Source organism: Bacteriovorax sp. BSW11_IV, from assembly GCF_000447755.1.
Taxonomy (GTDB): Bacteria; Bdellovibrionota; Bacteriovoracia; order Bacteriovoracales; family Bacteriovoracaceae; genus BSW11-IV.
Map to the genome: position 1 here is coordinate 21,619 of NZ_AUNE01000050.1, position 13,086 is coordinate 34,704.

13 protein-coding genes are annotated in these 13,086 nt (G+C 33.7%); 11 read left to right on the forward strand and 2 right to left on the reverse strand.

Going from position 1 to position 13,086, the window contains the following annotated elements; translation table 11 throughout:
* Positions 1 to 29: 29 nt before the first annotated feature.
* The 7 genes from M899_RS18440 to M899_RS13955 all read left to right on the forward strand — a co-directional run bounded on the left by M899_RS18440 (position 30) and on the right by M899_RS13955 (position 6,318).
* Positions 30 to 200 carry a hypothetical protein gene (locus tag M899_RS18440; protein ID WP_021272171.1) on the forward strand — a complete coding sequence of 57 codons (171 nt, stop codon included), beginning with the start codon at positions 30 to 32 and terminating at the stop codon, positions 198 to 200.
* A gap of 70 nt (positions 201 to 270) precedes the next feature.
* A complete protein-coding gene (locus tag M899_RS13930) occupies positions 271 to 852 on the forward strand; it encodes a hypothetical protein (protein WP_052610357.1) in 582 nt (193 codons plus the stop codon).
* Positions 853 to 1,255: 403 nt separating this feature from the next.
* A complete protein-coding gene (locus tag M899_RS13935; protein ID WP_021272175.1) occupies positions 1,256 to 2,320 on the forward strand; it encodes a hypothetical protein in 1,065 nt (354 codons plus the stop codon).
* Between the two features lie 149 nt (positions 2,321 to 2,469).
* The gene (locus tag M899_RS13940) at positions 2,470 to 3,705 is read left to right on the forward strand and encodes an NADH:flavin oxidoreductase/NADH oxidase family protein (RefSeq protein ID WP_021272221.1); all 1,236 of its coding nucleotides are present in this window, start codon (positions 2,470 to 2,472) and stop codon (positions 3,703 to 3,705) included.
* 102 nt (positions 3,706 to 3,807) lie between these two features.
* Positions 3,808 to 4,527, forward strand: a complete 720-nt coding sequence (locus tag M899_RS13945; protein ID WP_196801775.1) for a type 1 glutamine amidotransferase domain-containing protein — start codon at positions 3,808 to 3,810, stop codon at positions 4,525 to 4,527.
* Positions 4,528 to 4,535: 8 nt separating this feature from the next.
* Entirely contained in the window at positions 4,536 to 5,909 is a 1,374-nt protein-coding gene (locus tag M899_RS13950) for an aldehyde dehydrogenase family protein (protein ID WP_021272186.1), read from the forward strand.
* A 13-nt stretch (positions 5,910 to 5,922) separates the two neighbouring features.
* The gene (locus M899_RS13955) at positions 5,923 to 6,318 is read left to right on the forward strand and encodes a MerR family transcriptional regulator (RefSeq protein WP_021272114.1); all 396 of its coding nucleotides are present in this window, start codon (positions 5,923 to 5,925) and stop codon (positions 6,316 to 6,318) included.
* A gap of 265 nt (positions 6,319 to 6,583) precedes the next feature.
* Here M899_RS13955 and M899_RS18445 read toward each other — a convergent pair whose 3' ends face one another.
* Both M899_RS18445 and M899_RS13960 read right to left on the reverse strand, forming a co-directional pair.
* Positions 6,584 to 6,733: a hypothetical protein gene (locus M899_RS18445; protein ID WP_021272247.1), complete on the reverse strand. Its 150-nt coding sequence runs from the start codon at positions 6,731 to 6,733 to the stop codon at positions 6,584 to 6,586.
* A 252-nt stretch (positions 6,734 to 6,985) separates the two neighbouring features.
* On the reverse strand, positions 6,986 to 7,684 hold the full coding sequence (locus M899_RS13960) for a hypothetical protein (RefSeq protein WP_021272095.1): 699 nt from the start codon (positions 7,682 to 7,684) through the stop codon (positions 6,986 to 6,988).
* 152 nt (positions 7,685 to 7,836) lie between these two features.
* Here M899_RS13960 and M899_RS13965 point away from each other — a divergent pair, with 152 nt between their 5' ends.
* The 4 genes from M899_RS13965 (at position 7,837) to M899_RS13980 (ending at position 13,074) form a co-directional block, all read left to right on the forward strand.
* On the forward strand, positions 7,837 to 8,265 hold the full coding sequence (locus M899_RS13965; RefSeq protein WP_021272174.1) for a hypothetical protein: 429 nt from the start codon (positions 7,837 to 7,839) through the stop codon (positions 8,263 to 8,265).
* 154 nt (positions 8,266 to 8,419) lie between these two features.
* A complete protein-coding gene (locus M899_RS13970) occupies positions 8,420 to 10,357 on the forward strand; it encodes an RHS repeat domain-containing protein (RefSeq protein WP_021272249.1) in 1,938 nt (645 codons plus the stop codon).
* A 44-nt stretch (positions 10,358 to 10,401) separates the two neighbouring features.
* Positions 10,402 to 10,926 (forward strand): hypothetical protein, encoded by a 525-nt coding sequence (locus M899_RS13975; protein WP_021272116.1) that lies wholly within the window; start codon positions 10,402 to 10,404, stop codon positions 10,924 to 10,926.
* 615 nt (positions 10,927 to 11,541) lie between these two features.
* The gene (locus tag M899_RS13980) at positions 11,542 to 13,074 is read left to right on the forward strand and encodes a P-loop ATPase, Sll1717 family (protein ID WP_021272215.1); all 1,533 of its coding nucleotides are present in this window, start codon (positions 11,542 to 11,544) and stop codon (positions 13,072 to 13,074) included.
* The last annotated feature ends 12 nt before the right edge of the window (positions 13,075 to 13,086 follow it).

Here is a 13,086-nt window from a genome sequence, read left to right on the forward strand (position 1 = left end):
TGTGTATCATTTTTTAATAGGAGGAGTGTATGAGAATTGGTGTTGAAATTTATCTTTGTGACAAGTGTAAAAGTGAACATCGTGTTGATTTTCCTGTTGCAGAAAATGCAAGAGAGTACAACTCATCTTTAACTCAACTACCCCGACGATTTTCACAGTTTGAGAGTGGTGAATGTAGAAGAATGGTTGTTCTGGCATAAATGGTTGTGAACAGAGCAATGGCGAACCAATACTAGGTAAGTCTTTTGTTGAAAGAGAGTTTGAGTAGTGATGAAATTTTTAAAGAAAATATTTAAAACAACTAAAAATCAACGTTTAATTAAAATAAGAGAAGAGTGGGGAACGCCAGAGGAAAATGCAGAAGAATTAATAAAACTTTTGACAGTCGATTTTGAAAAAATTAGAAACAGAAAAGAGCCAGAACATATCTTTATCGGACAATTCCTTTCGATTATTTTACTTATTGAGGCAAAACTGATTCAAATATTGAAAAAATATGAAATTAAAATTGAAGATTATACTTTTGGAAGAAAAGTCGACATTTATAAATCTTTTTTAAAGGATATCGTTGAAGTAGGAGCAGATATAGATGTAGAAGATTGTCGAAGGTATATTGCTCCTCTCAAAGAACTAGCTAAAATAAGAAATAATATGGCCCATGACCTTTCTTATGTTTATTTTAATAAGTCTGATTTATCCCAGACAATCGGACTAATGAAGTCTGTTCGACCAGACTTATGCGAACATGAGAAATTTATGCAAGATGAAAAGGATAAATGTTTGGTCTTAGTAATGAATTTTGGATTCCAGTTTTCAACAGTCTCAGCCAAGCTTGCTCAGCATCTTGCATAACACCCAAGTAACACCTATTTTTAGTAAACATTCTTTTTTTCAGGTAAGTCAAAGTAAGCGAGAAAAAACTGGAAGACCCTTTATTAGAAGTAGTTCCTTGAAATCGTTAGATTAATTAAAATCGTTGTTTCGACTTCTGCGAATTGGTTCCAACATCTTATTACGTAAGCAGCGCATTTAATTCAGTGCTTACGTAAAAGTTTGCTGGAACCTTCTTATTGATAAATCCGATCTGGATTTCTTCCGGTTCCATTTGAGATTTAAGCAAATGCATTGATTTTAAATGTGAAAATCCTTTTTTAATGATCTTGACCTTAAAGTTAACTTTAATTGTAGAGTTAACTTGTATTGAATTTTTATGAGGATTTTTCCTCAAGAATAAATCGAAACAAAGGAGTTAGGTATGAGTAAAGTAAATCTGAAAAATAGAAAAATTGCCAAAATATTTTTAGGGGTAGTAATTATTGTTATTACTTTAGCATTTTTTCCAAGCTTCTTGTTGAATGATGCATTATTAAATAGTTCTACCGGCACTTTAAATGAACATTTTGAAAAAGAAAGTACTAGTAATATTTTTACGGAAATCAAAATGGGTGATCTTCAAGTTCCAATTATTAAGGACGGAATTTATGATAAGTATCGCTCAAATCCACCTCTTTCATTTGTAAAAGAACAAAAACCTAATTTAGATTTAAGTTGGTTCATTACTTTAGAAAAAGAACGAAAGGATGTTGGATTTGTTACTTACTCACCTAATTTCTACTATAGCAATAGTAGTATTACTGCAATTTATACTGCTGATATGGATACAATCAGCAAACTTATTCCAAGTTCAGTAAAAGAGATTGTTAAACCAATCTCATTTTCACCCGGCATAGGATTAATTGCTATAACTTCCTATGCTTATCATTATTGTGATAATGGTTCATATAATGAGCTTTCAATTTCAATAGTAACAACAACTCCAAGAGCAAAAAACTTTGGACTCATCTCACTAGTTGGAGAACTTAATAATAAGAGTCTTTGGGGATACGTATTGAAGCTTCCTGTTGATACTGAGCTAGCTAGAGTTCGTGGTGTTCTTGGATATAATTTACCTAAATGGCTAATCCCAATAAAGTATGAGCTTGATAACAATAATATGAGCTTTTCTTACTATAATGAGGAAGGAATCTTTGATTTCTCTATGGTTGGTAAAAGGTTAGATGTCAAAAAATCTGAAACATCCATTTCTCGCTTAAATTTTATAAACGTAGATATACAAGGAAGATTAACTCATGGTTACAGTGATGTTAGGGCCATAAAGAAAGCAAGTAGTACTAGCGGTGAAGACATCCAGTTAAATTTGTCAAATGGTCCGATTTCAAAATTTATCAAGTCGTTAAAAATAAAGAAATTAGTGCGCTATGATTATCAACCTGAGTTTCAGGCAGCACTGTACACACCAAATTTTTTAACAAATGAATAGAGGTTTTTTTTAAATAATTAGCTAAGGTCCAATGCGTGTGTGCCTAAGCGTATGAAAATATTAATGAATGGTGAATGCATTAGACGTTGACCTTAAAGTTAACTTTAAGTGTATAGTAGGGTTAGATTTAATAAACAAAAGGTGAAAAAATGAAGTTATTTGAAAATTTAATATTACCAAATGGAAGCATAATCCCAAACCGTATTGGAAAGGCCGCAATGGAAGAGAATCTTGCCGATTCTAACCACCTACCAGCAGATGAGTTGTTCAAGCTTTATGATTCATGGGCAAAAGGTGGAGCTGGTTTAATCATCACTGGAAATGTCATGATTGATAGAAGAGCGATGACCGGTCCTGCTGGAGTGGTATTAGAAGATGATAAATATTTAGATAGTTTTAAGAAGTGGGCAGAAATTATAAAATCAAATGGTGCTCAGGCTTGGATGCAAATCAATCATCCTGGGCGTCAGATGCCAGTAAATATGGGACAACCAACAATTGCTCCATCAGCAATCTCAATTCAATTAGGAGCGGCTTCAAAGGCATTTGGAGTACCAAGAGAAATGACCATAGAAGAAATTGAAGAGGTTATTGAGCGCTTTGTTAATACAGCAACACTTGCAGAAAAAGCAGGGTTCACAGGAGTTGAAATACATGCAGCACATGGTTATCTCATTAGTCAGTTTCTTTCTCCTTTAACAAATAAGCGAACGGATCAATGGGGAGGAAGCGCTGAGAATCGTTCTAGATTTTTATTTGAAGTAGTAGAGCGTGTAAGATCAAAAGTTTCAAAAAGTTTTGCAGTTGCTGTTAAATTAAATTCCGCAGACTTTCAGCGTGGAGGATTTAGTCCTGAAGATGCTAAAGAGGTTGTTAAAAAATTAAATGACCTAGAAGTTGATTTAGTAGAAGTCTCGGGGGGAAGTTATGAGGCTCCTGCAATGATGGGAAAAGCTAGAGATGAAAGGTCACTTGCGAGAGAGGCCTATTTCCTAGAGTTCGCTAAAGAAATCGCAGCTGTCGCCAAAATGCCTATAATGGTTACAGGTGGTGTGAGAAGAAAAGAAGTCGCTGAAAATGTTGTAAGCTCTGGTGTTGATGTAGTTGGAATTGCAACTGCTTTAGCAATAAATCCATCGATTCCGAATGATTGGAAATTAGGCAATTCAAAAGATAATACGCCCTCATTAAGGCCTATCACATGGAGCAATAAAGCATTAGCTTCAATGGCGAACATGGCAATGGTTAAGTACCAATTCAATAGAATGATAAAAGGGAAAAAAACAGTTCCAAATATTTCACCGCTGAAAGCATTTATAATAGATAGAATGAATGCTTACAGAAATACAAAATTATACAAAAAGTGGCTTGTTCAAAAAAACTAGTTCGTTAAAGGATCTTATATGATCAATTTATTTAAGAAATTATTTGTTTTACAATTAGTTCTTATCACAATGAGTGCATGTGCAAGTACTAAGGAAACTAATATGAAACTTAAGTTAGCCGAATCGAAAAAAATATTAATTATAGTCACTAATCATGAGGACTACCCAAATCGTGAGGATAAAACAGGGCTATGGCTAACGGAGTTGACTCATTTCTATGATGAAGTAAAAGAAGCTGGATTTGAAGTTGATATTGCAAGCCCAAATGGAGGTAAGTCTCCTTTAGATGAAAGAAGTCTTGGGTGGATGTACATAGATAAAGAGGCAAAAAAACATTTAAAGAATCCTGAGTTTACGAGATTACTAGATGAAACTTTAGATGTTTCAAAATTAAATGGAGATGATTACATCGCAATTTATTTTGCTGGTGGACATGGGACGATGTGGGATTTCAAGGATAATCCTGACTTGAAGCTCATATCTGAGCAAATATATAATAATGAAGGCTATGTAACATCGGTTTGTCATGGTGCCGCAGGGCTTTTAAACCTACAGGCACCTAGTGGAAAACCACTAATTGAGAATAAAAAAATAACTGGTTTTTCTAATACAGAAGAATGGCTAGCTGGACTTACATACACAGTACCATTTTCTCTTGAAGATGAGCTGAAGGCTTTAAACCCTATATATAAAAAGGCCCTATTCCCTTTTGTTTCATACGCAGTTTCAGATGGAAGAATAGTAACTGGTCAAAACCCTAATTCGGGGAAGGCAGTAGCTAAAGAGCTTTTACGACTTATGAGAATTAAAGAAAGTCATTGAGGTAATGTATGGAAGGAGTCAAAGAAATTGTTGAAAAACAAAGAGAATTTGCAGATAAAGGTGATTCAAAAAATGTTTCATTCAGAATTCAACTGCTTTTAAAGCTTAAGAAAGTATTAAAAGAAAATGAGCAAGAATTGAATGAAGCAATATATAAAGATGTAAAAAAATCTGCATTTGAAACTTATCTAACAGAGTTATCTGTTGTGTATCATGAAATTGATTTTGCCGTTAAGAATTTAAAAAAATGGGCCAAGCCAGTTAGAGTTAAGACTGGAATCGCCAATTTTCCTGCAAGTAGTAAAATTATTCATGAACCACTTGGAACGACATTAATTATTGGAGCTTGGAATTACCCTTATCAGCTTGTTTTAAACCCTGCCGTTGCAGCTCTTGCCGCTGGTAATGCCGCTATTTTGAAGCCTAGTGAATTACCAAGTACAACATCAAATGTCTTAGAAAAAATAATAAATCAAAACTTCGACTCGTCCTACTTACATGTGATGAAAGGAAGTGTTGAACTTACGACAGAACTACTGAAATATTCATATGGCAAGATTTGTTTCACTGGAAGCACACAAGTAGGAAAAATTATTGCTACGGCGGCAGCTCAAACATTGACCCCAACACTCCTAGAGCTAGGTGGAAAAAGTCCTTGCTTTGTTTTTCCTGATACAAATTTGAAGTTAGCGGCCAAAAGAATTGCTTGGGGTAAATTTATCAACTCTGGTCAAACATGTATTGCTCCAGATTATCTATATGTCCACGATAGTGTTTATAATGAATTTCTTGAAGAACTTAAAATACAAACTCAATTAGTAGTTGGTCCCACCCCTAAAGAAAGTGAAAGTTTTATTCGGATTATAAATAACAAAAACTTCAATCGTCTTAAAAATTTAATTGATCCTGCTAAGATTTTTTATGGCGGGGATTTAGATGAAAAAGAAAGTTATATTTCACCAACAATTCTTAAGGATGTAAATTGGGGTGATGTATGTATGCAAGAAGAAATCTTTGGGCCTATTTTACCAGTTTTGAAGTTCTCTGAAATAGACAATGCTATTAATGAAGTAAAAAGAGGACCTAGGCCATTAGCATTATATCTCTTTACAAGTGATAAACGAATTCAAGATAAAATTTTAAATGAAGTTTCATTTGGAGGTGGTGCGATAAACGATGTTGTTATGCACTTTACAAATAACTATCTCCCTTTTGGAGGGGTTGGACAGAGTGGTATGGGAAATTATCACGGGAAACATGGTTTTTTGTCATTTAGTCATCAAAAGTCCATCTTAAAAAAGCAGTTATGGTTCGAACCAAGTATAAAATACGCTCCATACACAAGTTGGAAACTAAAGTTTTCGAAGTTGATATTTGGATAACAAAGGAATAGATATGAAGATAGGTGAACTAGCAAGCAAGTGTGAATTAGCACCTTCTGCTATTAGATATTATGAATCGAGAGGTTTATTAAAATCAGTTACTCGTAAATCAAATGGTTATAGAATTTATACTGAAGATGCCGTGATTCTTTTGAAAGTCATTGTTAATGCAAAGCAAGCAGGTTTTTCGTTAGATGAAATTAAGCAAATACTTCCTGCTGATGCTTCGAACTGGGAACATGACAAACTGGTTAAGGTTATTAATGTGAAGATAAAAGACATTGAGAACTTACAAGCTCAATTAAGGAAGAATAAGTCAAAATTGAAAGAAGTTCTAAGGGCAATTGAAAGTAAACCAAGTGACATGGCCTGCAAAGATAATGCAAAAAAGGTTTTAGGAAAAATTTAATAGGAGAAAAATCTAAACGAATTAATCGTAAAGTTATATGTATTAACTACGACTTGAACTGATTTTTTTCTTCTGAACGTACTACTAGATTCAATATTCGCTTGTATATTTTCTGCATTCTTATTTGTATCTTAACTAACTTAATAGGTACTTTCTTTTAAATGCTATCGAACAAAATTTCTTTCTTGGTAAGTATAAACTGGATACGAGGAAGGAATGTTTTTTGTAAAAGGAACTCTCAGATTTTAGGGACCCCCTTTTTAGATTACATCACAAGACTTGCAATTTTTGTCCCAAGCCAAATCAAATAAAGGCACAAGATTGGTCTTAGGAGAGGCCAAGCAAAGTCAATGAAGTAGGCGAGGGCCACTAAAACGATTTTAAATGTGATTGATGGAAGTAGTTTTAAGTTCATTTGATACCTTTTTAAATAGTTAAAAATCTTGCCAGCCCATGCCAGCCGAGCTGGCATATTCATGAATTATCGTGAATTCAAATGAAGTAAGATGAAAAGATAGAGAGCGTGAAAGGCCAGTGTTTATCGCTAGTCTGTTGATTTTAAAGATATTCTAGAAGTTCGTGATTATGCCTCCGGGAGCTCTGGAATGGGATACCTCTTTGTTATATTGTTTAGCTCTTTGAATTTTAGCGTAGCGCTGACGCTCGTTCAAATTAATCTTAGATAAAAAAACTCATTGTCTTGATCGACTTGCCACTCTGTATTGTCATGAGTGTCAGTTAGTATATTGATCATTTCCTGGTTTAAGGCATTTGGTTCTAGTCGAAACTCAAAGGTTTGTTGATTAGCATTTAAGTGTTCTGCAAACCTATCCAAAAACAACTTAAACGAATGCATGGTCAGATTAATATCATCATCACTTTGGTTGTCATGATATCCAACTCCCATTGTGTAGAAGTCTGTTCCATCTGACAAAATGTGAAAGTGTATCTCATAATCGATTACTTCAAATTTGACATAATATGGTGATGAAGGTTTTGGGAGAGCTGTGAGTTTACCAAGGTGATAATCTTTGTCGAAAGTCTCTAGTTCTCCGTTTTGACGAAGCCTAGTAAACTCGACTAGGCATGGATCTTGTTTGTGGGGTTTTGTAGTATCATGAAGGCATTGGTAATCATTAAGCCAAACAAAAAATACTATATTTTGCCCCTGTATTTCTTCAAAAAATAGAGTGTGTTGAGCATTGGATGGATGTTCCTGTCTATAAGGTGTTAGGTAATACCTTTTGTATGCATTCAGTGTTGGGTCCTGTAAAATACGTTGTATGGCCTTATCAATGTGGCCCTGATCAGTTCGGCTAAAGCTATGATATTGCTTAATAAATCTACGTGACCTTACTTCGTCCATTATCCCTCATGTAATATTAGAGACTTACAATACTGCCATTTAGATAAAAACCTCCATAAAATCTAAAAATATGCTATGATTTAAAGAAAATGGCATGAAAAACCTAAATAACATGCTAGGATTGCCGATAGGTAAAATGTTTAGGAGCACCTATGCAACAACTATTAACAAAAACTATTGTAGACAATTTAGCAGATAAGTTGAAGTGCAAAAAGAAAGTGCTCTCTTCTTACTTGGGAGTTACGCCAACAACTCTCTCAATGAATATTGAAAAGCCTTTTGCTGAAGTTAAAGACAACAAGTTTGGAAAGCGCCTTTTGAGCTTGTTATATGTTGTTGATGCTATTGGAAAAGATTTGTCTCTCAGTCCTGACGTTATGAGACATATTCTCGTTATGCCAAAGTATCGAACTAAAGAGGGGATGTTTCTTGATGTCGTATCGGCCATTCATTATGGTGAATTTAATGATGAGTTCTTGGTAGAAGTGGCCAAGGCAGCCCTTCATAGTCTGAGAGAGAAGTTCGACAGGGATAATACCCCCGCTAAAAATAGTCTTTATCACCAAGCACTCGACGCTTAATTTTTTATAAAAAGCCAAATTTCTTTTCCACTTAGAGATACAAGTTCCAGCACTTTCTTACGTAAGCAGTGTATTTAATTCAACGCTTACGTAAAAGTCTGTTGGAATCTTAACCTATAGTAACATAGATGAATTTTATTACTATGTTGAATGCTTGAGTTCTGGGTATGGGCTTGAAAAAAAGAGAGCATTGGTTAAAAGAGAAAAATCAAAAACAAATATTCAGGTAGATGTTAATCTTTCAGTTTTTGGATGTGATAATAAGTATGAAAACATTCGCTATGATTATTTCTATGATCTAGCAAAAAGATCCCTTGTTACTAATTTTGGAAAAGTTAATTTTGATAGTAATGGTAATGTTAAAAAGATTGAAGGCGTTGGAAATGCTGTTGCTAATGAAGAATTTCAATATGAGAAGGATTTGTTGAAAAGCCTTGCATTTAAAGGATATGCTATCTCTAATGAGTACGATTCATTTAAGCGAGTCAAAGAAGTAAGTGTTAATGATGAATTGTTATTCAATCACAAATATAGAGGAAGTTCGCTCGATATAAGTCATATTGATTATTCAGGACTTAATGTCGACTTTTCTTTTTCTACTGAGAAATTAGATCCTATATATGGTCAGCTCGAGTCGGTTAAACCATTTTTTGACGATATAAGATATGAAGACAGTACGAGCATTTTTTCAATTAATTCTTCATATCTTGGAGACGTTACAGAGATCAAGGGAAAGTTGACAAACAGAATTCATGAAAAAGTAGTACAAAAAAACAATGATCTAATCATATCGTATAAGGATAACTTTTATGATGACTCAAAGAAAGTTAAGAGCATTTCATATTTTGTAAAAGGTGTTGGAAGTTGGGACACTGAAAAGGATAGGTCGATAAGAGCATCTCAATTTAATCGAAATAAAAAAGGCCATGTTGATAAAATTCTTAATTTAAACATTAAGTGGGATTTGATTAACCCAACTCAATTTACAAGGGCAGATGGTAGTGTTGTTGAAAACAACTTTAATGCTTTGGGTGAGTTTCGTTCCTCTTGTAAGGTTTCTAACACCGGAGATGATGAAGAGTGTTTTGTTAGGATAACGGATAATGATTTTTTAATTGGAGGTTCTTCTGTTCATTATATTAAAATTAATAATGATGTTAAGGGGATCGTAATTAAAAATGAAAATGGAGATGTCTCTTATTATTACGCTTTGACAGATTCGCTAGGATCTCTTGTTGGTGTTCTCGATAAGAACCTAGAACCAATTTTTATAAGAAAATATTCTAAATTCGGCTCATTTGAAACAATTATTCTTAATGAGGAAATTGGGAGAATTCTTGATCATCAGATAACTCTTGCTTTTGCTGGACTTCATAAAAATCCCTATTTAGAGTATACTGATAATGAGGCCCAAGTTCTTCATTCAAAGACTCGGTTGTATTTGCCACAGATTAGAGAATGGGCATCTCTGGATCCGATTATTTACTTGAATCCAAAAGCTTTATTGATGATGGAAGGGAGGATTTCTCCATTTCGTTATGCGAAAGGTGAGCCGCTGAATTTTGTTGATTCGAGTGGGCATATTGCACTTCCTGTAATGGCAATTGGGACAGCTCTTGGAGGAGGTATTGGGGCCATATCTGGTGGAATAGTCGCCATGGCTACAAACTCAATTCTTTACAGCGGTATAATGGTCGGTATGACGACAGGTGCATTTATTGGTAGTGGAGCATCCCTTGTTGCAGGTTTAACTGGAACTGGTGCCATTGCTGCTCAAGGGGCTATCGGGAGTATTTTTGGTTTTACTGGAAACCTTGTCGGACAAGTCGGTTTTACTGGCAGAGTTGATATTGTTCAATCATTCGTTGCTGGTATAGGTGGAGGTGTAACGACCACCTTCAGTGCGGCATTAGGTTACTCATTTAATGCTTTCGCCAAAGACGTAGGTATTGGTATGAGTTATATGTCAACTGATATTGGTTTGTCATTGGCTGCAGATAGGTATAGTGAAGTGAAAATTTATAGAGAGACCAATGGATATACTAGAGAAAATGGGTATGCTGAGCCAGCTCCAGGTATGGCAGATATGTAGAAAATATTTGTCATGAAATTTCGACGAGTAAAGGTGGATTTAGTATGAGTGTAGTAAAAGGAAATATCTGGATTAAGCTAATTAAAATAAGTTTCGTTGGACTTCTTTTAATGACATTGATAGTAATAAAGAATGAGGGAATAGATGTTCCTGTTGATAAATATGAAAAAAGATCATTTTATTTTTTCTTTTTTTTCATCCTTCCATCTTATGTTTTATTTTCAGTTTATTATTTAAATAATTTATTGATGGAATTGTGTTTAGGAACAGATGATCTTTTAGTCAAAAAATCTTCTTTTTTTACCTATAAACCATTTAGTATCAACAAAAATAGCATAAAAAAAATTCACTTAAAAAATGGAAATTCAACTACTCTTATAATTGATTTAGATAAAAATAAAAAATTAAAAATTGAACTATTAGGCTTAAAAGAGTTTGAAGGGCAATGGATTGATCCACCATGTAATCAATTTATGCCATCAAGTCCTTATGGTAAAAATGCACACAAGATAGCATATAATATTTCAAAGAAATACAATATCCCTTTTGAGTCAGACTTTATTGATTAGTCTTTTCTTTCGTTCTTGCCTCAACCAGCTTCATTTTCTATAAGAAGCATAAGCAGTGCATTTGACTCATTGTTTACTTAATATTCTGGGTGATTCCCCAAGTTAGCTAGGGAATTTGCAATCTGATGCAGGCTATGTCAAAAGCCACGAAGGTGTACCAGGCAATGAAGAAGAGATTTACCGAAGAGCAGATCATTCAAATCCCACCAATCCCACCGAAGATGTGAAACAACGTGAAGTTTATTGAAATAGAGTGAAGAAGACAAAGTGCGAAGAACGCCTTTAATACTGATAATTCGCTGAATTTAATGAGGATTATTTGTTGTTAATCTTTAGGTCGGGTAGTTCGGGCATATTAAGAAATCTTTTGTTTTGGTTGTGAGGTTGATTATAGCAGAGGTTTTGGGGATTGGGAGGGGGAGGTTAAGAAAACTTGATTAATAATTATGAATCAATTATCCGAATAAAAGTTTGTAATGATTCAGTTTCAACAGCTTTCTAGTTGAGTAGTACATTTTATTCAGCGCTTACGTAAATGTATGTTAGAACCTTTTTGATTATTTCTTATTATTTGATTTTATTTATAGCTCACGAGTATGTCTTTGGGGAAATTTTATGTTTAATAAATTTATAAAGAAGTTTGATGGGAAACGATATACGACAAAGGGAATGCAATTTGGTTGTCCTGAATCAGAGGGAGAAGTTGTATTGAATTCAGAGATAAAGTTAGAAGAAGTATTCTTTGATCCATTTGATGTATTTGAGAAACTTGGGAGAGAATCTTTTTTATTAATTGGAAGGAAAGGGTCTGGTAAAAGTGCATATGCTAATTTTTTGACATTGAAATCAAGTCAAGATGCGGAGTTGTTCTGTGATTTCATTACCCGAAGTGACATCGAGTTAGAAAAAATAGTAACTAAACTAGAGTCAATTGATGCAAATATTAATCATGAGGTTTTGTTTAAATGGATAATTTATACGAAGCTAATTTCTCTAATAGTTCAAGATGAAAGCCTTAATGGAACAGAAGAAGTTCAATTGTTAGTAAAATTTTTCAATAAGAATCGGAAGATGATTGAAATAGATAACACAAAGTTAGAGTCAATTAAAAGCTCAGAAGAAATAAAAATTGAGCCAGAATATCTTAGGAGATACCTTGGAGTTGGTTATAAGAATTCTTCCGAGATTTTTAGAAAACCTGCTCCCTTCTATGAATTGATTGAGGTTCTAGAGGATATAATAAAGCAGTTGTTTTCAAAGTATAATTCAACTCAAAATACTTATGCGCTTTTTATGGATGACTTAGATATAAAATTTAGTATTAATGATGAAAATAATATGGAGTCTTTGACAAATTTAATAAGGGTAACGAGAGATATTAATAATAGGATTCTTGGAAGAATTTATCCTAATATTAAAGTGATTTTACTTTTAAGAGATGATATCGCTCAATTCATAAAAGATCGTGGGGGCGCGGATACTGCTAAGATTATTAGTAGCTACGGTATATGGTTGAATTGGTATGAAGGTGGAAAAGGTAATCCGATTAATTTGCTCAAATTAGTGAATGAAAGAATCAAAATTGCCTTTAAAAAAAGATCATTAGATTTAAATGAATTAGACCCATGGAGTGCATTGATTGATGAGGGGAGTTTTGATGGGAATAAGGTCGCTTTTAAATATTTACTTGATCATACATTTTATAGGCCAAGAGATTTAATTTTAATTTTAAGAGCTTTAGGTCGTCATGATTTTGAAATCCCTGTGAAAAAATATGACGTAAATAGGGCATTAAGTGATTTTTTTGAAGAGACTATAAGTGAGGTTCGAAATGAGTTGGCATGCGCTTATAGTAACAATGAAATTGATAGTATTATTTCTGTGCTTGATTCTGTCTCTCAGAAGGGGGTGTCAAATATTTATGGATATGAATTATTAGATATCATTAAAGACAAATTAAGGGAGCGGGATCCATTGAATGTTGCAAAAGAGTTATTTAACTACTCATTTATTTTTAATATTGGAAGCGATGGAAAAAAATACTTTAAGTGTCGTGAATCTGATATTGAAGGTAAAAAATATGATTTTAATTTAGAGTTGCAGGTCGGAGTTCATCCTGCTATTGCTCTATATTTTGTTCGATATTAAATTTTTTAAGTA

What these genes read in the sequence shown, in the direction of transcription:
- M899_RS13930 (WP_052610357.1), top strand. Translation starts at nt 271, where the DNA reads ATGAAATTTTTAAAGAAAATATTTAAAACAACTAAAAATCAACGTTTA.
- M899_RS13975 (WP_021272116.1), top strand. Translation starts at nt 10,402, where the DNA reads ATGAGTGTAGTAAAAGGAAATATCTGGATTAAGCTAATTAAAATAAGT.
- M899_RS13965 (WP_021272174.1), top strand. Translation starts at nt 7,837, where the DNA reads ATGCAACAACTATTAACAAAAACTATTGTAGACAATTTAGCAGATAAG.
- M899_RS18445 (WP_021272247.1), bottom strand. Translation starts at nt 6,733, where the DNA reads ATGAACTTAAAACTACTTCCATCAATCACATTTAAAATCGTTTTAGTG.
- M899_RS13980 (WP_021272215.1), top strand. Translation starts at nt 11,542, where the DNA reads ATGTTTAATAAATTTATAAAGAAGTTTGATGGGAAACGATATACGACA.
- M899_RS13945 (WP_196801775.1), top strand. Translation starts at nt 3,808, where the DNA reads ATGAAACTTAAGTTAGCCGAATCGAAAAAAATATTAATTATAGTCACT.
- M899_RS18440 (WP_021272171.1), top strand. Translation starts at nt 30, where the DNA reads ATGAGAATTGGTGTTGAAATTTATCTTTGTGACAAGTGTAAAAGTGAA.
- M899_RS13940 (WP_021272221.1), top strand. Translation starts at nt 2,470, where the DNA reads ATGAAGTTATTTGAAAATTTAATATTACCAAATGGAAGCATAATCCCA.
- M899_RS13935 (WP_021272175.1), top strand. Translation starts at nt 1,256, where the DNA reads ATGAGTAAAGTAAATCTGAAAAATAGAAAAATTGCCAAAATATTTTTA.
- M899_RS13955 (WP_021272114.1), top strand. Translation starts at nt 5,923, where the DNA reads ATGAAGATAGGTGAACTAGCAAGCAAGTGTGAATTAGCACCTTCTGCT.
- M899_RS13960 (WP_021272095.1), bottom strand. Translation starts at nt 7,684, where the DNA reads ATGGACGAAGTAAGGTCACGTAGATTTATTAAGCAATATCATAGCTTT.
- M899_RS13950 (WP_021272186.1), top strand. Translation starts at nt 4,536, where the DNA reads ATGGAAGGAGTCAAAGAAATTGTTGAAAAACAAAGAGAATTTGCAGAT.